Origin of the sequence: Nocardioides sp. (assembly GCF_036401255.1) — a bacterium.
Taxonomy (GTDB): Bacteria; Actinomycetota; Actinomycetes; order Propionibacteriales; family Nocardioidaceae; genus Nocardioides.
The window spans coordinates 1-20,545 of record NZ_DASWVI010000249.1; the positions used below are offsets into that span (position 1 = coordinate 1).

Below are 20,545 nucleotides of genomic sequence, written 5' to 3' on the forward strand. Positions count from 1 at the left end.
CGAGATTTTACCTTTGGATGCGCCAGAACCCTGTGGATATAGGGGTTCTGAGCCCCCGACCGGCCCTGGACTGTCGGCGGTCCCTGCTTGGCTGGAACACATGACGGCCTCCACGCTCGACACCCCCCGGACCGGTCCGGCTCGCCCGGCCGACCGGGTGCTGGGTGCCGCGCGGGGGATCCGGGCCGACCTCGACGCCCTCGAGGCACGGCGGTTCGAGATCGCCACCGAGTGGGCCGCCCTGCACCCCGGCGACGAGGTCGAGGACGGGGCGGCGTGGGAGGAGCGCGACCTCGAGATCGCCGGCCCCGGCGCCCCCACGGTCGCGGAGTTCGCGATCCCCGAGCTGGCCGCCGCGCTCGGCATGTCCCCGACCGGGGGCCGGAACTTCCTCGGTGACGCCGTCGAAACCAAGCACCGGCTCCCCCGCCTGTGGGCCCGGGTCATGGACTGCGAGGTGCCGGTGTGGCGGGCCCGCCGGGTCGCCCAGCTCACCCGGTCACTGCCGCCCGAGGCCGCGGCGTACGTCGACCGCCACCTGGCCGCGGTGGTCGACCACTGCTCCTACGCCCAGATCGAACGCACCGTCGAGGCCGCGCGGACCACCTACGACCCCGAAACCGCCCTGGCCCGGGCCAGCGAGCCCGCGTTCGGGGTCCGGGTCACCCACGCCAAACCCGCCCTCGGGGAGACCCCGGGCACCGCGTTCCTCGACGCCACCCTCACCACCGCCGACGCCCTCGACCTCGAGACCGCGGTCGCCGACATCGCCCACCGGCTCCTGACCACCCACCCCGACCTGGCCGTGGACGAGCGCCGCGCCATGGCCCTGGGCATCCTGGCCCGCGGCGAACAGACCGGTGACCTCACCCGGGAGGTGGTGATCTACACCCACCACCGCCCCCACGAGGGCCCCGGGATCGTCGAGGTGGTCAACACCCGCGCCTGGGTCACCCTCGACCAGCTCACCGAATGGTGCCTCCAAGCCGGCACGAAGGTGACCGTCAAACCCGTGATCGACCTGGCCGACGAGCTGTTCACCGACCACTACGAGCCCACCCCGGCCCAGCACGAGCAAGCCGTGCTGACCCACCCGACCTGTGTGTTCCCCGGCTGCTCGCGGCCCTCCCGGGCCTGCGACCTCGACCACACCATCCCCTGGCCCCTGGGACCGACCGCGACCTGGAACCTGGCCCCGCTCTGTCGCTTCCACCACCGGCTCAAGACCACCGGCGGCTGGACCTACCGCCGCCTCAGCCCACTCTCATTCGAGTGGACCAGCCCCCACGGCCACACCTACCCCGTCACCAGCAGCCGACATATCCACTGACCCCCACCCCGCCGACCACCGCCGGCGGGGCCAGCGTCACGCCTGCTCGGTGGACTGCTCCGGTGATCTACTGACGACCATGGACGCACTCATGCGGATCCGGCCTGGGCTCTACCGCGGCACCGTGGACGGCGAGGAGAGCGGCCACTGCAGCTGCCTCATCGAGGTCCGCCGACTCACCGACCATGCACTGAGCCTGGACTACGAGGCAGTGGGCTCCGAGGGCATCCAGCACGTCGAGCACACGATCATCACCGGCTCCGCCCTCCACGTCACGATGGGTGAGTTCCCGGACGTGGTGATGTTCCGGGAGGGGGCGCCCGGGGTCTTCGTGGCCGACCCGAGTGCGCCTCTGCCCATGCAGATCCACCCCGGCGTCGACGCCGGCACGCTCACCTGGGCCTGGCACTGGGCGCCGCCCGGCGAGGAGCCGCGTGAGCAATCCCGCGCGACGGCGCAGTTCGAGCACGAGCTGGCGCCGCGTGCTCCTCGTCGGCAGGACCTCGGCGCACTGATCGGCCTCCTCGCGACGCTGGAGGGCGAGCTCACGGGGATCGGGGCAGAGATGCCCGAGTGGGCTGAGCGTCTCGCGAGGCGCCTGGCCCGCGACGGCGCTGCGGCCGGCCCGGGCAACCGGGAGGTCCGGCAGGGGCTGAACGACCTCAACCATCGACTCCGCTGCGCGCTGGGCGAGTACGACGGCGAGTCGAGCTAGACCCCCAGCGACCGGCCGATGATCTCCTTCTGGATCTCGGTGGTGCCCCCGTAGATGGTCTGGATGCGGCTGTCGACGTACGCCTTCGCGACGGGGTACTCCATCATGTAGCCGTAGCCGCCGTGGAGCTGGACGGCCTGGTCGACGACCTTCTTCTGCAGCTCGGTGGTCCACCACTTCGCCATGGAGGCCAGTGACGGATCGACCTGGCCGGCGTTGAGCTTCTGCACGCAGTCGTTGACGAACACCCGGGCGATGTGGGCCTCGGTGGCCATCTCGGCGAGCAGGAAGCGGTTGTGCTGGAAGCTGCCGATCGGCTTGCCGAAGGCCTTGCGCTCCTTGGCGTAGGAGAGCGAGAGCTCGAGCATCTGCTCGACGGCGGCGACCGCCATGACGGCGATCGAGATGCGCTCCTGGGCGAGGTTGACCATCAGCGAGATGAAGCCGGAGCCCTCGGCGCCGAGGAGATTGGTCTTGGGCACCTCGACGTCGTCGAAGAACAGCTCGGCGGTGTCTTGGGCCTTCATGCCCATCTTGTCGAGGTTGCGGCCGCGCTCGAAGCCCTTCATCCCGCGCTCGACCACGAGCAGGGAGATGCCCTGGTGGCCGGCGTCGGGGTCCGTGCGGCACACGACGATGACGAGGTCGGAGAGGATGCCGTTGCTGATGAACGTCTTCGACCCGTTGAGGACGTAGTGGTCGCCCTTGTCGATGGCCGTGGTGGCGATGCCCTGCAGGTCGGAGCCGGCGCCGGGCTCGGTCATCGCGATCGCGGAGATGATCTCGCCACTGACCAGGCCCGGCAGCCAGCGCTGCTTCTGCTCGGGCGTCCCGAGCTGGCTGATGTAGGGGACGATGATGTCGGTGTGCACCGGGAAGCCCGGGCCGCTCGCGCCGACCCGGCACATCTCCTCGGCGACCACCATGTTGTAGCGGAAGTCCTTGACCCCGGCGCCGCCGTACTCCTCCTCGACGTCGAAGCAGAGCAGGCCCTGCTCGCCGGCCTTGAGCCAGACCTCGCGGCTGACCTGACCGTCCTTCTCCCACTGGTCGTGGTGCGGGACGACCTCCTTCTCCAGGAACGCGCGGACCGTGCCGCGGAAGTCCTCGTGCTCCTGCTCGAAGATGCTCGGCTTCTGCGTTGCATTCTGAGGAGGCATCAGGCCACCCACTCCTTGATCTGTGCGATGGTCGCGGCCGGGTCCTCGGACGCGGGGGAGACTTGCAGGCTGGTCACGCCGGCCTCGCGGAACGCGGCGATGCGCTCCTGGACGTACGACGCGGGGCCGACCAGGTTGCCGGCCTCGAGCCACTCGAGCGGCACCTTCGCCTCGGCGTCTCGCTTGTGGCCGTCGAGGTAGAGGTCCTGGATCTCCTTCGCCTCCTTCTCGTAGCCGTACTGGCAGGCCAGCTCGTTGTAGAAGTTCTTGCCGCGCGCGCCCATGCCGCCGACGTAGAGCGCGTACATCGGCCGCATGAAGTCGAGCATCCCCTTCACGTCCTCGCCGATCGCGACCATGCCGCCGGCGCTGATCTGCAGCGGGCCGAGGTCGGCGGAGCGCTTGGCCTTGCCACGGGCCAGCGACTCGCCCCAGACCTCCTGGGCCTTCTCGGGCAGGAACAGGAACGGCAGCCAGCCGTCGGCTACCTCGGCGGTCATCGCGACGTTCTTGTCGCCGAGTGCGGCGACCCAGAGCGGTACGGCGGGGCGCTCGGGCTTGTTGAGCAGCTTGAGCGGCTTGCCCAGGCCCAGGCCCTGGTCGGCCGGCAGGGGGAGCTTGAAGATCCCGTCGTGGACCAGCGACTCGCGACGCAGGCCCATCCGGATGATCTCGATGACCTCGCGGGTGCGGCCCAGCGGCTTGTCGTAGGGCAGGCCGTGGAAGCCCTCGATCACCTGGGGCCCCGAGGCACCCAGGCCGATGACCGCGCGGCCGCCGGACACGTTGTCGAGACCGGCCGCGGTCTGGAGGAGCGCTCCCGGGGTGCGGGAGTAGACGTTGAGGATGCCGGCGCCGATCTCGACCGTCTCGGTCTTGGCGGCGAGGTAGCCCATCAGCGTCGGGGCGTCGAAGCCGTAGGGCTCGGCTACCCAGATCGTGTCCAGCCCCGCCTTCTCCAGGCCGACCACCTGGTCGGCCGTCTGGCGGGGGTTCCCGTCGTACATCAGCGGCATCGACAACTTCATTGTGACAGCATAACTGTCACGGTCGTGTCGAAGGCAAGGGTCAGTTCCGCCCGTGCCAGCTCTCCCACAGCGCGGCGTAGGAGCCGCCCGCGGCGACCAGCTCGTCGTGCGAGCCGAGCTCGGCGATCCGGCCGTCCTCGACCACGGCCACCCGGTCGGCGTCGTGGGCGGAGAACAGCCGGTGTGCGATGGCGATGACCGTCCGCCCGTGGAGTACGGCGGCCAGCGACCGCTCCAGGTGGCGGGCCGCCCGCGGGTCGATCAGCGAGGTCGCCTCGTCGAGCACCAGCGTGTGGGGGTCGGCGAGCACCAGCCGGGCCAGGGCGACCTGCTGCGCCTGCGCGGCCGTCACGGCGCGTCCGCCCGAGCCGACCACCGTGTCGAGCCCGTCGGGCAGCGCCTCGACCCAGTCGAGCGCGTCGACGGCGGCGAGCGCCCCGCGCACCTGCTCATCGGAGGCGCCGGGCCGGGCGAGCACGAGGTTCTCACGGACGGTGCCGGCGAAGACGTGGTGCTCCTGGGTGACCAGGGCGACGTGGCCGCGCAGGTCACCCAGCGGCAGCTCGACCAGGCCGACGCCGCCGACCGTCACCGAGCCGGTGCGTGGCGGGTGGATGCCGGCGAGCAGCCGGCCGAGCGTCGACTTACCGGCACCGGACGGGCCGACCATCGCGATCCGCTCGCCGACCCCGACGGACAGGTCGACCCCGTGCAGCACGTCGCGGCCCTCGACGTAGGAGAAGCGCACGTCCTCGGCAGCGAGCTGTTCGCCCGCGGGTGACCGGCCGCTGACCTCGCGGTCGTCCGGCACCTGCGCGACGCCGAGCAGCCGCGCCAGCGACGCCGCGCCGAGCTGCAGCTCGTCGAGGATCGACACGATCCGGTCGACCGGGTCGATGAGCATCTGCACGTAGAGCGTGGCCGCGGTGACCGCACCCAGCGAGGCGTGGCCCTGGGTGTAGAGGTAGCCGCCGAACAGCAGCGTGGCCACCGTGGGGATCAGGTAGGCGATCTCCATGTTCGGGAAGAACACCGTGCGCAGGAAGAGCGTGTAGCGCTCGGCGCGGTAGGAGGCGTCGATGTCCTCGTCGGCCGCGCGCACCCGCTGGTCCCCGAGCCCGAGGGCCTCGACGGTGCGGGCGCCCTCGACGGTCTCGGTGAGCGTGGCGTTGATGCGGGAGTACGTCGCGGTCTCCCGGAGGTAGCCGTCCTTCGCGCGGGCGAGGTACCACCGCAGGCCGATCACCAGCGGCGGCACGCCCAGCAGGCAGGGCAGCGTGACCCACCAGCCGACGCTGATCGCGGCGGCGAACGTGATCACCGCGGTGATGACCGCGATCGTCCACTCCGGCAGTGCCATCCGCACCGACCAGCCCAGCTGGTCGACGTCCCGGCTGGTGCGAGTGAGCAGGTCGCCCGAGCCGGCGGACTCCACGACCCCGACGGGCAGCGCGAGCGTGTTGCCGACGAAGTCCTCGCGCAGCTCGGCCAGCACCTGCTCGCCGAGCACCTGGCTGAGGTAGCGGGCATAGCGGGTGAGGACGGTCTGCGCGAGCAGGAAGCCCGCGAGCGCGAGCGCGACCCGGTCGACGTGCGCGGCGGTGGTGCCCTTCTCGACCGCCTCGACGAGGCCGCCGAGCAGCCGTGGCGCGGCCAGCCCGGCCAGCGCGGCCAGCACGTGCAGGGCCCCCGCTCCCCAGAGCATCCGCGGGTGCCGACGAGCCAGCGCGACGGCGTACCGGCGCACCTCGGGGGTGCCCGCGACCGGCAGCTGGGTCGTGGCGCTCATCGGGTCGCCTCGGTGAGGTCCGTGGCGTCGGTGACGTCGGTGAGGTCGGCGGACTCGCGGGTGACGACCGCCCGGTAGGCGGCGTCGGTCTCCAGCAGCTCGGCGTGGGTCCCGGTGGCGACGACCGACCCGCCGCGCAGGTAGGCCACGGCGTCCGCGGCGTCGAGCAGCAGCGGGCTGGTCGTGGTGACGACCGTGGTCAGGCCGGCGCGGTGGTGGCGCAGCCGCGCGGCGATGCGCGACTCGGTGTGCGCGTCGACCGCCGACGTGGGCTCGACGAGCACGAGGATCTCCGGCGCCGCCGCGAGGGCGCGCGCGAGGACCAGCCGCTGCCGCTGTCCCCCGGAGAAGCTGCGGCCGCGCTCGGCGACGACCGTGTCGAGCCCGTCCGGCAGGGCGTCGAGGATGTCGCCGGCCGACGCCGTCTCCAGCGCGGCGGCGACGTCGCCGCGCCCGGTGACGTCGAGCCGGTCCCCGAGCCGTCCGGAGAAGAACATCGCGCCGGTGTCGGAGACCAGGATGCGTCGGCGTACGTCGGCGGGGGAGAGCGCCGTGAGAGGGACGCCCCCGAGGCGGACGTCGTCGTCGAGCTCACCGGCCGCCATGCCGAGCCGGTCGGCGAGCGCGGCCGACTCGTCCGGCTGGTCGCTCACGATCGCGGTGAGCAGGCCCGGCCGGACGACCAACCCGGTGCGGTCGTCGCGCAGGTCGCAGCCCGCGGGCGGAGCCGCCGCGGCGCGCTCCGGCTCGCGCACCTCCGGCTCGAGGGCCAACACCGCGCAGACCCGGCCGGCCGCGACCCGGCCGCGGATGAGCTTGTTGGCGTACTCCGTCGCGGTGCGCAGCGGGATCAGCAGGAACGCCGAGTAGCCGTAGAACGCGACCAGCTCGCCCGGCGTGATCGAGCCCTGCACGGCCGACCGCGCCCCGAGCCAGACCACGACCACGACGAAGAAGCCCGGCAGGAAGACCTGGAGCGCGTCGAGCACCGACTGCAGCCGGGCCACCTGCACGCCGGCGGCGCGGGTGGTCTGCGACTCGCGGCGGTACCGGTCGTGGAAGACCTGCTCGCCGCCGATGCCGCGCAGCACCCGCAGACCACCGACGATGTCGCTGGCCGTGTTGGACAGCCGCCCCATCAGGTGCCGCTGGTGGGCGCTGCGGCGTTGGAGCGGGCCCAGCATCGGGGCCAGCAGCAGCATCAGCGCCGGCACGCCGATCAGCACCACGAGCCCGAGCGTCACCGACGTGCTCAGCAGGATCACCGAGACGAGGACGAACGAGACGACGGCCCCCGAGAAGCGCGCCGACACGTCCATGACCTGGCCCAGGTGGGAGAGGTCCGTGGTGCCGATCGCGACCACCTCGCCGGTGGAGACCTTGCGCGGCAGGGTGCCGCCGAGCCGGACGGTCTGGCGGGTGACGAGCTGCACGACGCGGTACGCCGTGATCAGCCAGTTCGTCACCGCGAAGCGGTGTCGCATGATGCCGGTCCCGGCCTGCACCAGGCCGATCGCGAGCAGCAGGCCGGCCCACCTGACGAGCTCGGAGCCGTCCCGGTCGGCGACGCCCCGGTCGATCGCGCGGCCGATCACCGCCGGGATCACGGCCTGCGAGCTCATCCAGACGATGCCGAAGGCCATGCCGCCCAGGAGCGTGGCCCGCTGGCCCTTCGCCAGCCACCACAAGAACCGGCCCGGCGAGCGGTGATCGGGGGTGCCGGGGTGGTCGAGGGGCAGGTGGTGCACTCGTCCCAGGGTAAGGACCGGGGAGTCCCGCGAGCGAGCAGTTTTCGAGCGGCGTCAGCGTCGGTCGTGCTCCTCGTGGAGCATCAACCGGTGGGGGAGCACCACGAGCAGCAGCACCATCACCAGGGCCATCATCCCGGCGGCGATGCTCGACCACGTGCGGTCGAGGACCATGTCGAAGATGAACTCCACGATGCCGGTCACCAGCAGGGCGAGCGCCGTGAGCACCCCCCACACCAAGACGTGCGCCGACGCGACCAGGCGCTCCTTGACGTGCCGACCGGACAGCCGCCGGTGGATCGCGACGGGACCCATGATCAGGCCGGTCGTGAGCGTCGCGAGGATCACCAGACCCAGGTAGAGCCCCAGCTGGAAGTCGTCGAGGGTGTCGAACTTGTCCTGGAACGGCAGCGTCAGCAAGAAGCCGGCCAGCAGCTGCGCCCCCGTCTGCATGACCCTCAGCTCCTGGAGCAGGTCCTCCCACTTGCGGTCGAGGCGCTCCTCCTCGGTCTCCCGCCGGCCGGACTTCGGGTTCTCCGGCAGTTCGTCGTCGCTCATGGCGACAGTGTTACCCAGTCGGCGGCCGGTTCAGGCCGGGAGCGCTCAGCCCGCGAGGCCCGCCACGACCTCGGCACCGGGCAGCTCGCCGGCGAGCGCCCCGGGGAGCAGCAGCTTGGACCGGCGCACCCCCGAGCCGATCACCGCCACGTCGATGTCCAGCACCCGCGGATCCACCAGCAGCCGCCAGCCCGCGGGCAGGCCGAGCGGCGTGATGCCGCCGTACTCCATGCCGGACTCCTCGACCGCGCGGTCCATCGCGAGGAACGAGGCCTTGCGCACGTCGAGGGTGCGCTTGACCAGGCCGTTGACGTCCGCACGGGTGTCGGCGCGGACCAGGCAGGCGGCCACCCGCTCGGTGCCGTCGCGGCGACCCGCGACCACGACGCAGTTGGCGCCGGTCGACATCGGCAGGTCGTAGGCGTCCGCCAGGGCCGCGGTGTCCGCGATCGCCGGATCGATCTCCACCACCCCGACGTCGGCGGCGCCCGCCCAGCCGCGCAACGCGGCGGCGACGGGTTCGGCGAGCAGGTCGGGGCGGTCGAGCGCGGGGACGGTCGCGAGGGAGCCGAGGGTCGGGGCGGGCACGGCGTCCATTCTGACGGGCGTCACCTGCGGTTCACGTCGTCCCCGCCGCGGCGACACCGGCCCGGGCTCTGCTGGGGACATGCTGCCCCTGGTGATCGCCCACCGCGGAGCCTCCGGCTACCGGCCCGAGCACACGTTGGCGTCCTACCGCCTCGCGATCGCGCTCGGCGCCGACTACGTGGAGCCGGACCTGGTCAGCACCCGCGACGGGGTGCTGGTGGCCCGCCACGAGAACGAGATCGGCGGGACCACGGACGTCGCCGCGCGCCCGGAGTACGCCGACCGGCTGACCACGAAGGTCGTGGACGGCCGGATCCTCACCGGGTGGTTCGTCGAGGACTTCACGCTGGCCGAGCTCAAGACCCTGCGCGCCGTCGAGCGCGTCCCCGAGCTGCGGCCGCGCAACACCCGCTACGACGGGCGCTACGACGTCCCGACGTTCGACGAGATCCTCGCTCTGGTCGCCGAGGAGTCGCACCGGCTCGGCCGGCCGATCGGGGTCTACCCGGAGACCAAGCACCCGTCGTACTTCGCCGACCAGGGCCTCGCGCTCGAGGAGCCGCTGCTCGACGCGCTCGCCCGCCACGAGATGGCCGGTCCGGACGCTCCGGTGTTCCTCCAGTCCTTCGAGGCCGGCAACCTGCGCTGGCTGCGCGCCCGGACGGCGCTGCCGCTGGTGCAGCTGGTCTCCGCCGACGGCCGGGTCGACCGGGTCACGGCGACCGGGCTGCGCCGGGTGGCGTCGTACGCCGACGCGGTCGGTGTCGCCAAGGACCTGGTGCTCCCGCGGGACCCCCGGACCGGCGCCCTCGCCGAGGCGACACCGCTGGTGGCCGACGCCCACGCGGTTGGCCTCGACGTCCACGTCTGGACGCTGCGCGACGAGCACGACTCGATCGAGGAGACCCAGGCGTTCCTCGACGCCGGGGTGGACGGGCTGTTCACCGACCACCCCGACACGACGCTCGAGGCGTGCCGGTTGCACGCCTCGAGCGTCCTGGTCCGCGCCGCCAGGTAGGGCGGCGCTCACTCCTCGTCGGTCTCGGCCTTCGTCTCGGCCTGCGTCTCGGCGGTCGCGTCGGGCTCGCGGGCGGCCGCGGGGGCGACCCATCCGGTCTGCCGGGTCGACCACCGCTTGCCGTCGGACAGGCTGACCGCGAGCAGGCCGGCCAACCCGGCGAGCACCCACGGCATCGGCAGGAGCCAGTGCACGTTGCCGTCGCCGACCACGTCGCCCTGGATCAGCGCCCACACCCCGACCAGGCCGAGGAACGCGATGCCCATCACCAGGTGACCGACGTTGACCGGGTGCCGGCCGGACGGGCGCTGGGACGCCTGCGACTGGTCGTCGTACGCGGTGGTGGTCGTGCTCATCGGTGCACCTCGATCTGTCCGACACCCAGCTGGGTGTCGATGGTGATCCGCGGGTCGGTCTCGGACCCGTCGGAGGAGTTCATGGTCGTGTCGATCCCGCCGTGCTCGACGCCGAACACGTCGATGCTGCCCGGGCCGTCGACATCGGCGTGCACGACGGCGGTCAGGCCCTTGGGCAGGATGATCTCGATGTGGCCGATGCCGCCCTCCACCTCGAGGGTGCGTCCGTCGAGCCGCGCGACGTCGGCGATCTCCCGCAGGTCGATGACCTGCTCGCCCACGCCCAGCCAGTAGCGGTTGTCGAGCTCGGCGGCGGTCTGGGGGGTCTCGGTGACGTCGTTGGTGTCCCACCGGTCCGCGGCCATCGTGCCGGTCAGCACGACCGTGGCGATCAGCCCGGCCATGATGATGCCGCCGGCGCGCCCGAAGAACGCCCCGACCACGAGCATCAGCCCGCAGATCGCCACCGCGAGGGCGGGGTAGGCCGAGTCCGCGACCCCGACGCCCGCGAGGTCGATCATGCCGAGGACGCCCTCGGCGAGCGCGATCAGCGCCAGCGTGAACCAGAACAGGATCGGCCCCCGCTTGCGCGGGTTCGGCGGCCGCGGGACGTACGTCGCCGGTGGCACGTACGCCGGCGGCGGGGCGTAGTACGCCGGCTGCGTCGGCGGCTGCGCGCCCTGGTGGTAGGTCGGCGCGTATCCCTGCTGGTAGGGCTGCTGGTAGGGCTGCTGATAGGGGTGCTGGTACTGCTGCTGGTAGGTCGCGGACGCCTGCGCCGGCCCCTGCACCGATCCCTGGGCCGGTCCCGGCACCGATCCCTGCACCGATCCGTGGGCCGGGCCCTGCGGCTGCGGCTGGTACGGCATCGGCGAGACGGGTGGCACCGGATGCGGCGGGTTGTTGCGCGTCAGCAGCCAGAGCACGATGAGCGCGATGATCGCCAGCGGCCAGGGGAACCAGAAGGCGCCCCAGGAGTCGCCGATCAGCGCGAGGGCGGCGAGCACGCCGACGATGATCAAGGCGACCGACCGGCTGCGCTCGTCGAGGTTGAACGGCGCGCGGGCCGCCCCGTCCTCGGGCACGAGCAGCCAGCAGGCGCCGTACAGGATCAGGCCGGCGCCGCCGAAGAACACCAGCACGACGAACGCGACGCGCAGGATCAGCGGGTCGACGTCGAGGTGACGCCCGAGACCGCCGGCGACGCCCGCGACCTTGCGGTCGGTCACCGAGCGGCGCAGCCGACCGAGGTCACGGACCTGGTCGCGGTCCACGCGCGGTCCGGAGCTACCCGTGGGGTGCTGGGACTGCGGGTCGGATGGTGCTTCGGGCGGTGTGGTGGTCATGGCTCCAGCCTGCTCTGTCGGGTGCCCCCGCACCATCGGGGACAGCCCTGATCCTGGACCCTGACCCCGGACCCCGATCCCTGGCCGGGGGCGGCGCTGGGCTCAGGGACGGCTCGGGGTTCGCCCTCATGGTCTGTGCCCACCCGCAGTGAGACGATGAGGGAGACATGAGCAGCGCACACGCCACCGCCGACACCGGCCGGCCCGAGCCGCGTTCGGCGGCGGTCCCGCTGGGCGGTCGGCGTGCGACGCGCGACACCCAGGACACGATCCTCGGCGGCGTGGCGGCCGGGCTCGCGCGGCACCTCGACTTCCCGGTGCTGTGGGTGCGCGCCGGGTTCGTGATGGCGGCGCTGCTCGGTGGCTTCGGGGTGGCCTTCTACGCCGGCCTGTGGTGGCTGCTGCCCTCCGACGCGCACTTCGAGACCGGTGCGCCGGGCATCGAGAGCGCCACCCGGGGCGGCCGTCGGCCCGGCCGGATTCGGCGGCTCGGCGACGTCGGGCCCGCGATCGCGCTGGCCGCTCTCGGGCTCGGCGCGATCCTGATGCTCGAGGCGGTCCTCGGCCGCGGGGCGATCTTCTGGCCGATGGTGATCGCGCTGGTGGGTGTCGCCCTGCTGTGGCGGCAGGCCGACGAGGCGCAGCGCGAGCGCTGGCTCGACACCACGGGACGGATCGACCCGGTGCGGGTCGTCTTCGGCCACGGGGGCTGGGCGTCGTACGCGCGTGTCGGCGCCGGCGTCGTCCTCATCGTGCTGGCGCTGGTGCTCTACTCCGTGCACGGTGGCTCGCTGAGCATGGCGCGCGACGTCACGGTCGCGGCGCTGCTGAGCATCGTGGGTCTCGCGATCGTGATCGGGCCGTGGGTCTACCGGCTCGCCTCGGACCTCAGCGACGAGCGCGCCGAGCGCGTGCGCACCCAGGAGCGTGCCGACGTCGCCGCCCACCTGCACGACTCGGTGCTGCAGACGCTCGCGCTGATCCAGAAGAACGCCGAGGACGCGACCGCGGTCGCCCGGCTCGCGCGGGCCCAGGAGCGCGACCTGCGCTCGTGGCTCTACGCCGGTGAGTCCACCGACGAGCGCACGGTCGCCAGCGCGCTGCGCGGGGTCGCGGCGCGGGTCGAGGACGAGTACGCCGTGTCCGTCGACGTCGTCACGGTTGGCGACTGCGACTTCCAGGAGTTCCTGCGGCCGATCGTCAACGCCAGCGGGGAGGCGATGACCAACGCCGCCAAGCACGCGGGCACGGGCAAGGTCGACGTCTACGCCGAGATGACCGACTCGGCCGTGGACGTCTTCGTCCGCGACCGCGGACCCGGCTTCGACCTCGCGGCCGTGCCGACCGACCGCTACGGGGTCCGCAACAGCATCGTGGGCCGCATGCAGCGCCACGGAGGCACCGCCGAGATCCGGTCGGTGCCCGGCGAGGGGACCGAGGTGCGCCTGCACCTGTCCTGCCAGCCGCGACAGGAGGAGAACGATGAGTGAGCAGCAGCCGGCACCCCGCGCGGCGGGCCCGGTGGCGATCGTGATCGTCGACGACCACGCGATGTTCCGGCGCGGTGTCCGCGCCGAGCTCGAGTCCGCGGGCCGAGGGCTGGTGAAGGTCCTCGCCGAGGCCGCCGACGTCGACGAGGCGGTGGCGGCGGTCTCGACCCACCACCCCGACGTCGTGCTGCTCGACGTGCACCTGCCCGGCGGCGGCGGTGCAGAGGTGATGCGGAGGGTCGCGGCCTCCGGTGCGTCGCCGGACACCCGCTACCTGGCGCTCTCGGTGAGCGACGCGGCCGAGGACGTCATCGGCACCATCCGCGGCGGCGCCCGCGGCTACGTCACCAAGACCATCACCGGGCCCGAGCTGGTCCAGGCGATCGGGCGGGTCGCCGAGGGTGACGCGGTGTTCTCCCCGCGGCTGGCCGGGTTCGTCCTCGACGCGTTCTCGGGCTCGATCGCCGTGGCCGCGGTCGACGAGGATCTCGACCGGCTCACCGAGCGGGAGCGGGAGGTGATGCGCCTGATCGCTCGCGGCTACGCCTACAAGGAGGTCGCGAAGGAGCTGTTCATCTCCATCAAGACCGTCGAGACCCACATGTCCAGCGTGCTGCGCAAGCTCCAGCTGTCCTCCCGCCACGAGCTCACCCGCTGGGCCTCGGACCGCAGGCTCCTCTAGTCGTCTCGTTTCACCCCGGATACCGGCGGGTACTCCCCGCTCCATGTCCACGACGACCGAATCTCGGGCCGAGCTCGACGACACCGGCCTCAAGCGCACGATCACCGGCCGCCAGCTGTTCTTCTACACGCTGGGCGACGTGCTGGGCTCGGGCATCTACGTGCTCATCGGCCTGGTGGCCGCGGCGGTCGGTGGCGCGTTCTGGATCGCGTTCGCGGTGGGCATCACGATCGCGGCGATCACGGGCTCGGCGTACGCGGAGCTCGTCACGAAGTATCCCCGGGCCGCCGGCGCCTCGCTCTACGTCAACAAGGCCTTCGGCAGCCGGGCGCTGACGTTCCTGATCACGGTGTCGTTCCTCTCGGCGAGCTTCGCGGCCGCGGGCTCGTTGGCCAGCGGGTTCGCCCAGTACTTCGCCGAGCTCTGGGCCGGGCCGCCGGCGCTGCTGGTGATGCTGCTGTTCGTCGCGGCCCTCTCGGTGGTCAACTTCATCGGCATCACCGAGTCGGTGGTCATCAACATGGTCATGGCGTTCGTCGAGATCACCGGCCTCGTCATCATCCTCGTGGCGGGGGTCTGGTACGTCGCCCAGGGCGACGCCCGGTTCGGCACGCTGGTCGACTTCAAGGCCAGCGGCAACCCCGAGCTGGCGATCCTCGCCGGCGTCGCCCTGTCCTTCTTCGCGATGACCGGCTTCGAGAACACCGCCAACGTCGCGGAGGAGACCGTCGACCCGCACCGCTCGTTCCCGCGCTCCCTGATCGGCGGCATGGTGGTGGCCGGCCTGGTCTACGTGCTCGTCTCGGTCGCCGCTGCCCTGACCGTCCCGACCGACACGCTCGCCAGCTCGGACGCCGCCCTGCTCGAGGTCGTCAAGGAGGGCATCCTGCCCGTGCCGGTCGGCTTCATGAGCGACCTGTTCGCGGTGATCGCGATGATCGCGATCACCAACACCACGCTGGTGGCCGTGGTCACCCAGCCGCGCATCCTCTACGGCATGGCGAACGAGGACGTGGTGCCCTCGGCGTTCAGCAGGCTCCACCCGGGGCGCCGCAGTCCGTGGGTGGGGCTGATCTTCAGCGGGTTGGTGGTCGCCGCACTCCTGGTCGTCGGCACGCTGCTGACCGAGGCGGGCGCGGGCCTGGACCTGGTCGCCCGGCTCGCGACCGTGACCGTGCTGTTCTTGCTGTTCATCTACGTGCTGGTCATCGTCTCGGCGCTGAAGCTGCGCGGGCGAGACGAGCACGACCGCACCTTCCGGGCCAACACCCCGCTGCTGGTGGTCGGGGTCCTCGGCAACCTCGCGATCCTCGCGTGGTCGGTGTACGACGACCCCGCGTCGCTGCTGTGGTGCGCGGGGCTGCTCGGCGTCGGCGTCGTGCTGTTCCTCGCCGAGCGCCTCTTCGGCAGCCGAGACGGCGGGACCCGCTCCGACGACGCCGAGGTGCAGATCGTCTGAGGAGCCGCCTAGGCTCCCTCCCATGGAGTTCCTGCGCCACCTGCTGCTCGTCGTCCACATGCTCGGCTTCGCCGCGCTGCTCGGTGGGTTGCTGGTGCAGGCACGCACCCCCGAGAAGTCCGTCAACGCCTTGATGCGTGACGGCGCCGGCACCGCGTTCCTCGCCGGTCTGCTGCTCGTGGGGGTGATCGAGGCCGACGACGGGACGCTCGACAACACCAAGGTCGCGGTCAAGGCCGTCATCGGGCTGGTCATCCTCGTGCTCGTGATGGCCAACCTCCGCAAGGAGCGGATCGCGAGCGGCCTGTGGACGCTGCTGCTCGCGCTGACCGTCGCCAACATCTGCGTCGCGGTGTTCTGGGCCTCAGCGCACTCCTGAGGGCTGCTTCGTAGCCTCCCGCGTCGCGCGGGTGGCGAGCAGGCTCGTGGTCGTGGTGACGGCCAGCACGGCCACGATCACCCCGAGGGAGGCGAGCGTCGGCACGTCGGGCACCGCCGGCCAGGTCAGGTGCGCCCAGTGCAGGACGAGCTTGACGCCGATGAACCCGAGGATGGCGGCCAGTCCGTAGCCGAGGTGGACCAGGCGGCCGAGCGCGCCCTGGACGACGAAGTAGAGCGCCCGCAGCCCGAGCAGCGCGAACGCATTCGTGGCGAAGACCAGGAACGGGTCGCCCGTGATGCCGTAGACGGCGGGCACCGAGTCCACCGCGAACACCACGTCGGTGACGAGGACGGCGACCACGACGAGCGCCAGAGGGGTGAGGGCGCGACGGCCGTCCACGCGGCCGGTGAGCCGGGTGCCGGCGTACTCCTCGGTGACGGGCATCAGCCGACGCACCACGCGCACCGAGCGCATCCGGCCGATGTCCTTGTCGTCGTGGCCCGCGCCCGCGAGCGCATCGCGGAGGAGCTTGATCCCGGTCGCGAGCAGCACCAGCCCGAAGACCGCGAACACCCAGTCGAACGCGGCGAGGGCGGCCGCGCCGAGGGCGATGAACACGCCGCGCAGCACCAACGCCCCGACGATCCCGTAGAGCAGCACGCGCTGCTGGAGTGCCGGGGGGACGGCGAACGCCGCGAGCAGCAGCATGAACACGAACAGGTTGTCGACGCTGAGCGTCTTCTCCACCAGGTAGCCGGTGTAGTACTCGACGCCGCGGTCGGCCCCGTGGGCGCTCCACACCCAGACGCCGAAGGCCAGGGGGAGGGCGACGTAGAACGCCGACCAGCCCACCGCCTCGCGCAGGGTGACCTCGTGCGGTCGTCGCGTCGCGACGAAGTCGAGGACGAGCAGGGCCACGACGGCGCCGATCGTGACGGCCCACAGGGTGGGGGTGCCGATGGTGTCGATGGCGAGGGGGTGCGGCAGGGCGGTGGGCATGGTGCTCCTCGAGTCGGTGCTCGAGGTCTTCCTCACCTGCTGCCAGGTGACCCGTCGAGGCGGCCGATGGCGGCCGCCGTACTGACCGGCGGGTGCTTGGTCGAGGTACTCCCCTCGGGGGAGATTCTAGGGGGCGCGGCAAAATGTCTGCACCGGCCTCAGGTCGGGGCGGAATCGGCCGATCCCACCCTCGTACGTCACCCGACGAGAGGGCCGACACGGTGGATGAGATCGACGAGATCGTCCAGGAGTTCCTCGTGGAGAGCCACGAGAACCTGGATCAGCTTGACCGCGACCTGGTCGCGCTCGAGAGGGAGCCTGGCTCCCGCGAACTACTGGGCAGCATCTTCCGCACGATCCACACGATCAAGGGGACGAGCGGCTTCCTGGCGTTCGGCAACCTGGAGTCCGTGACGCACGTCGGGGAGAACCTCCTCGCCCGGCTGCGCGACGGCAAGCTCTCGATGACGCCGCTCACGACCGACGTCTTGCTGGCGATGGTCGACACGGTCCGCGAGCTGCTCGCGGTCATCGAGGACGGCGGCACCGAGGGTGACGTCGACGTGACCGAGGTCGTGGAGCGGATCACCGCGGTGCTGGAGGGCAACGCGAACCCGCCCGCCCCGACGCCGATCGCCGAGCTGCTGCCCGAGGCCGAGGAGCCCGCGCCGGTCGCCGAGGCCGAGCCGGAGCCCGAGCCGGAGCCGGAGATCGAGGTGGTCCTCGAGCCGGTCGCCGCGCCCGAGCCCGCGCCGGTGGCCGCCGAGTCGGTGGCGCCGGCCGCTCCGGTCGCCAAGCCCCCGGCCGAGGGTGAGGAGCCCGCGGCACGCCGCAACGTCGCCGAGTCCTCGATCCGGGTGGACGTCGAGCTGCTCGACACGCTGATGCGTCTGGTCGGTGAGCTGGTGCTCACCCGCAACCAGATCGTGCGGCAGGCCGGCGAGCAGGACGGCCTGGACCTGATGCGGTCCGCCCAGCGCCTCAACCTGATCGCGACCGAGCTGCAGGAGGGGGTCATGAAGACCCGCATGCAGCCGATCGACCACCTCTGGTCCAAGCTCCCGCGGGTCGTCCGCGACCTCGGTGCCGCGGTCGGCAAGAGCGTGACGCTGGCCATGGTCGGCCGGGAGACCGAGCTCGACCGCTCGCTCCTGGAGTCCGTCAAGGACCCGCTGACCCACCTGGTCCGCAACGCCGTCGACCACGGGCTCGAGAGCGCCGAGGACCGCGTCGCGGCCGGGAAGCCGCGCGAGGGTGTGCTGACGCTGCGCGCCTACCACGAGGGCGGCCAGGTGGTCGTCGAGGTGTGCGACGACGGTGCCGGCATCGACCCCGACCGGATCGCGGAGAAGGCGCAGGCCTCCGGCGTGCGCACCGCGGCCCAGCTCGCGCAGATGACCTCCGCGGACATCCTGCAGCTGATCTTCCTGCCCGGGTTCTCCACGGCGAAGAGCGTCACGAACGTCTCCGGGCGCGGGGTCGGGATGGACGTCGTCAAGACGAACATCGAGGCCATCGGCGGCACCATCGAGGTCGAGTCGGTGCTGGGCAAGGGCACGACCTGCCGGCTGCGGATCCCCCTCACGCTGGCCATCGTGCCGGCGCTCACCGTCGAGTGCGCCGGCGACCGCTACGCGATCCCGCAGGTCAGCCTGCTGGAGCTCGTGGCGCTGGACGCGGACCGCGCGGCGACCGCCGTCGAGGACGTCAACGGGGCCTCGGTCTACCGGCTGCGCGGAGCGCTGCTCCCGCTGGTGCGGCTCACCGACGTCCTCGGGGTCGAGTCGGACCGCTCCGACGGGCACGTGCTGATCGCGGTCCTGCAGGCCGAGGGCAAGCGGTTCGGTCTGGTGATCGACCGGGTGCTCAGCACCGAGGAGATCGTGGTCAAGCCGCTGACCTCCCGCCTGAAGTCGCTGGGCACGTACTCCGGGGCCACGATCCTCGGGGACGGCCGGGTGGCGCTGATCCTGGACGTCCAGGCGCTGGCGCGCCGGGCCCTGACGGCCGAGGCTCTCGAGCGCGGCGCCGGTGGGGCCACCAACGAGGAGCAGCGGGCCGCTCGCGAGCAGCTGCGGATGCTGGTCGCCGGTATCGGTGGCGGACGCCGCGTGGCGATCCCGCTGTCGTCGGTCACCCGCCTCGAGAACATCGCCGCCAGCTCGGTCGAGGTCGTCGGGAGCCGCGAGGTGGTCCAGTACCGCGGCGCCATCTTGCCGCTGCTGCGGCTCGACCGGCACCTCGGCACGATGAGCGAGCGGACCGGCGACGACCTGGTGGTCGTGGTCTACTCGGCCGGCGCGCGCAGCGTCGCGATCGTCGTCGACGAGATCATCGACATCGTCGAGGAGGAGACCGAGGTCCACAGCGACATCGACGACCACGGCCTGGTCGGCTCCACGCTGATCCGCGACCGGATCGTCGAGGTCCTCGACGTCCGCGCCGCGATCCTCGCCGCCGACCCGAAGTTCTACTCCGATCCCGAGGTCGGTCTCGACCTCAGCGACGAGCTCCAGGAGGCGGTGTGAGCACCCGGATGGTGACCTTCACCCTCGACGGGCACCTCTACGGTGTCGACGTCGCAGCGGTCCAGGAGGTCCTGCGTGGGCAGACGCGGACGAGGATCCCGCTGTCCCCGGTCACGCTGGCCGGTCTGATCAACCTGCGTGGGCAGGTCCTCAGCGCGATCGACCTGCGCGCGCTGCTCGACCTGCCGGACCGTGCGGACGGCACCGAGCCGATGCTCGTGGTGATCCGCGTCGCCGGCGAGCCGGTGGCACTGATGGTGGACACCATCGGCTCGGTCGTCGACGTCGACGCCGACCAGTTCGAACCGCCGCCGGACACCCTCGCGGGTGTCTCGCGCGACCTTCTTCTCGGGGCCTACAAGCTCGAGGACCAGCTCCTGCTGGCCCTCGACGTCGACCGCGCCGTCGCGGCCTGACGTCGACCTTCCCGTACCCCGACCCGAAGGCACGATCATGAAGTCACCTGTCACCTGGACCGTCGGTCGCCGACTGGCCGCCATCGCCGGCATCGGCGTGCTCACGACCGTCGTCGTCGGGGGCGTCGCGCTCAACGGCTTGAACGCGGTCGACGCGGATGCGACACAGCTCGCCAAGTACGAGGACGCCCGGTCCCTGTTCCACGCGCTCGACACCCGCTCCAGCGAGCTCAAGGTGGATGGACTGAAGTCGATCACGTACGCCGACAACGCCAGCATCGCCCAGGATGTCGTCGACGACATCGCCACGATCGACGCGTTGATGGCCCAGCTCACCGCGCTGGAGCTCGACACGACCAAGGAGCAGGTCGACCAGTTCACCCAGGCCTGGACCGCCTACGAGACCGCGATCGCCGACTTCGTGGACGCCGCGATCAAGGACCAGGACGCGATGCGGGCCCGGGCCGACGAGATCCAGGCCGCCAACGACCAGATGGACGAGCTGCTCGGCGGCGCCATCGACAGCGTCGGACAGGCAGCGACCGAGGAGCGCGCCGCTGCGGACAAGGCGCGTTCTCGGGCTGTGACGGAGTTCCTCATCGCCGGCGCTCTGGGCCTCCTGGTGATCGTGGTTCTCGCCTTCCTCATCGCACGATCGATCACCCGGCCCCTGCGCAGGAGCGTCGACGTGCTGCGTGGCTTCGCCGACGGTGACCTCACCCAGCGGGCCGAGGAGCGCTCCAGTGCCGAGCTCGGCGAGCTCGAGCGGTCGCTGAACGCCTCGATCGACTCCGTCGGCGGCATCATCGGCACCGTGGTCGGGTCCGCGGACGCGGTGGCCGCGGCGTCGGAGGAGCTCTCGGCGTCCTCGCAGCAGATCGCGGCGGGTGCGGAGGAGACCTCGGTGCAGGCCGGGGTGGTCTCGGGTGCCGCGGAGGAGGTCTCGCGCAACG

19 protein-coding genes are annotated in these 20,545 nt (G+C 71.9%); 10 read left to right on the top strand and 9 right to left on the bottom strand.

Features of this window, described 5'->3' with window-relative positions:
- The first annotated feature begins 100 nt into the window (after nt 1-100).
- Nucleotides 101-1,330 carry an HNH endonuclease signature motif containing protein gene (locus VGD85_RS11190; protein ID WP_331063518.1) on the top strand — a complete coding sequence of 410 codons (1,230 nt, stop codon included), beginning with the start codon at nt 101-103 and terminating at the stop codon, nt 1,328-1,330.
- A gap of 79 nt (nt 1,331-1,409) precedes the next feature.
- A complete protein-coding gene (locus tag VGD85_RS11195; RefSeq protein WP_331063519.1) occupies nt 1,410-2,045 on the top strand; it encodes a hypothetical protein in 636 nt (211 codons plus the stop codon).
- Here VGD85_RS11195 and VGD85_RS11200 read toward each other — a convergent pair.
- The 6 genes from VGD85_RS11200 to VGD85_RS11225 are packed head-to-tail and all read right to left on the bottom strand — an operon-like array spanning nt 2,042 to nt 8,925.
- Nucleotides 2,042-3,205 carry an acyl-CoA dehydrogenase family protein gene (locus VGD85_RS11200; protein ID WP_331063520.1) on the bottom strand — a complete coding sequence of 388 codons (1,164 nt, stop codon included), beginning with the start codon at nt 3,203-3,205 and terminating at the stop codon, nt 2,042-2,044. The two genes, VGD85_RS11195 and VGD85_RS11200, sit on opposite strands and share 4 nt — an antisense overlap.
- The gene (locus VGD85_RS11205; protein WP_331063521.1) at nt 3,205-4,233 is read right to left on the bottom strand and encodes an LLM class F420-dependent oxidoreductase; all 1,029 of its coding nucleotides are present in this window, start codon (nt 4,231-4,233) and stop codon (nt 3,205-3,207) included. Before VGD85_RS11205 ends, VGD85_RS11200 begins: the two co-directional genes overlap by 1 nt.
- A gap of 40 nt (nt 4,234-4,273) precedes the next feature.
- Nucleotides 4,274-6,022, bottom strand: a complete 1,749-nt coding sequence (locus VGD85_RS11210) for an ABC transporter ATP-binding protein (protein ID WP_331063522.1) — start codon at nt 6,020-6,022, stop codon at nt 4,274-4,276.
- Nucleotides 6,019-7,770, bottom strand: coding sequence for an ABC transporter ATP-binding protein (locus tag VGD85_RS11215; RefSeq protein WP_331063523.1), 1,752 nt, complete (start codon nt 7,768-7,770; stop codon nt 6,019-6,021). The genes VGD85_RS11210 and VGD85_RS11215 overlap by 4 nt, the downstream gene beginning before the upstream one ends.
- Nucleotides 7,771-7,824: 54 nt before the next feature.
- Nucleotides 7,825-8,328 (bottom strand): DUF6328 family protein, encoded by a 504-nt coding sequence (locus VGD85_RS11220; protein WP_331063524.1) that lies wholly within the window; start codon nt 8,326-8,328, stop codon nt 7,825-7,827.
- A 45-nt stretch (nt 8,329-8,373) separates the two neighbouring features.
- Complete coding sequence (locus tag VGD85_RS11225; protein WP_331063536.1) at nt 8,374-8,925, bottom strand: YbaK/EbsC family protein; 552 nt, start codon at nt 8,923-8,925, stop codon at nt 8,374-8,376.
- 70 nt (nt 8,926-8,995) lie between these two features.
- Between VGD85_RS11225 and VGD85_RS11230 the strand changes: the two genes are divergently transcribed.
- A complete protein-coding gene (locus tag VGD85_RS11230; RefSeq protein WP_331063525.1) occupies nt 8,996-9,934 on the top strand; it encodes a glycerophosphodiester phosphodiesterase in 939 nt (312 codons plus the stop codon).
- 8 nt (nt 9,935-9,942) lie between these two features.
- On the opposite strand, the gene VGD85_RS11235 is transcribed toward VGD85_RS11230, so the two are convergent.
- Both VGD85_RS11235 and VGD85_RS11240 read right to left on the bottom strand, forming a co-directional pair.
- Nucleotides 9,943-10,290 (bottom strand): hypothetical protein, encoded by a 348-nt coding sequence (locus VGD85_RS11235; protein WP_331063526.1) that lies wholly within the window; start codon nt 10,288-10,290, stop codon nt 9,943-9,945.
- On the bottom strand, nt 10,287-11,636 hold the full coding sequence (locus VGD85_RS11240; protein WP_331063527.1) for a PspC domain-containing protein: 1,350 nt from the start codon (nt 11,634-11,636) through the stop codon (nt 10,287-10,289). The genes VGD85_RS11235 and VGD85_RS11240 overlap by 4 nt, the downstream gene beginning before the upstream one ends.
- A 167-nt stretch (nt 11,637-11,803) precedes the next feature.
- Here VGD85_RS11240 and VGD85_RS11245 point away from each other — a divergent pair, with 167 nt between their 5' ends.
- From VGD85_RS11245 to VGD85_RS11260, 4 genes are read left to right on the top strand one after another with little or no spacing between them, the layout of a single operon-like run.
- Nucleotides 11,804-13,126 (top strand): PspC domain-containing protein, encoded by a 1,323-nt coding sequence (locus tag VGD85_RS11245; RefSeq protein WP_331063528.1) that lies wholly within the window; start codon nt 11,804-11,806, stop codon nt 13,124-13,126.
- The gene (locus tag VGD85_RS11250) at nt 13,119-13,808 is read left to right on the top strand and encodes a response regulator transcription factor (RefSeq protein WP_331063529.1); all 690 of its coding nucleotides are present in this window, start codon (nt 13,119-13,121) and stop codon (nt 13,806-13,808) included. The genes VGD85_RS11245 and VGD85_RS11250 overlap by 8 nt, the downstream gene beginning before the upstream one ends.
- 43 nt (nt 13,809-13,851) lie before the next feature.
- Entirely contained in the window at nt 13,852-15,267 is a 1,416-nt protein-coding gene (locus tag VGD85_RS11255; protein WP_331063530.1) for an APC family permease, read from the top strand.
- 22 nt (nt 15,268-15,289) lie between these two features.
- On the top strand, nt 15,290-15,646 hold the full coding sequence (locus tag VGD85_RS11260) for a hypothetical protein (protein WP_331063531.1): 357 nt from the start codon (nt 15,290-15,292) through the stop codon (nt 15,644-15,646).
- Here the strand turns inward: VGD85_RS11260 and VGD85_RS11265 are convergent.
- Nucleotides 15,632-16,648, bottom strand: a complete 1,017-nt coding sequence (locus tag VGD85_RS11265; RefSeq protein WP_331063532.1) for a TerC/Alx family metal homeostasis membrane protein — start codon at nt 16,646-16,648, stop codon at nt 15,632-15,634. The genes VGD85_RS11260 and VGD85_RS11265 overlap by 15 nt on opposite strands.
- Before the next feature lie 221 nt (nt 16,649-16,869).
- Here VGD85_RS11265 and VGD85_RS11270 point away from each other — a divergent pair, with 221 nt between their 5' ends.
- The 3 genes from VGD85_RS11270 to VGD85_RS11280 all read left to right on the top strand — a co-directional run.
- Nucleotides 16,870-19,176, top strand: a complete 2,307-nt coding sequence (locus tag VGD85_RS11270; RefSeq protein ID WP_331063533.1) for a chemotaxis protein CheA — start codon at nt 16,870-16,872, stop codon at nt 19,174-19,176.
- The gene (locus tag VGD85_RS11275; RefSeq protein WP_331063534.1) at nt 19,173-19,592 is read left to right on the top strand and encodes a chemotaxis protein CheW; all 420 of its coding nucleotides are present in this window, start codon (nt 19,173-19,175) and stop codon (nt 19,590-19,592) included. Before VGD85_RS11270 ends, VGD85_RS11275 begins: the two co-directional genes overlap by 4 nt.
- A 37-nt stretch (nt 19,593-19,629) precedes the next feature.
- Nucleotides 19,630-20,545, top strand: a 916-nt coding sequence (locus VGD85_RS11280) for a methyl-accepting chemotaxis protein (protein ID WP_331063535.1), incomplete at its 3' end; no start/stop codon positions are given.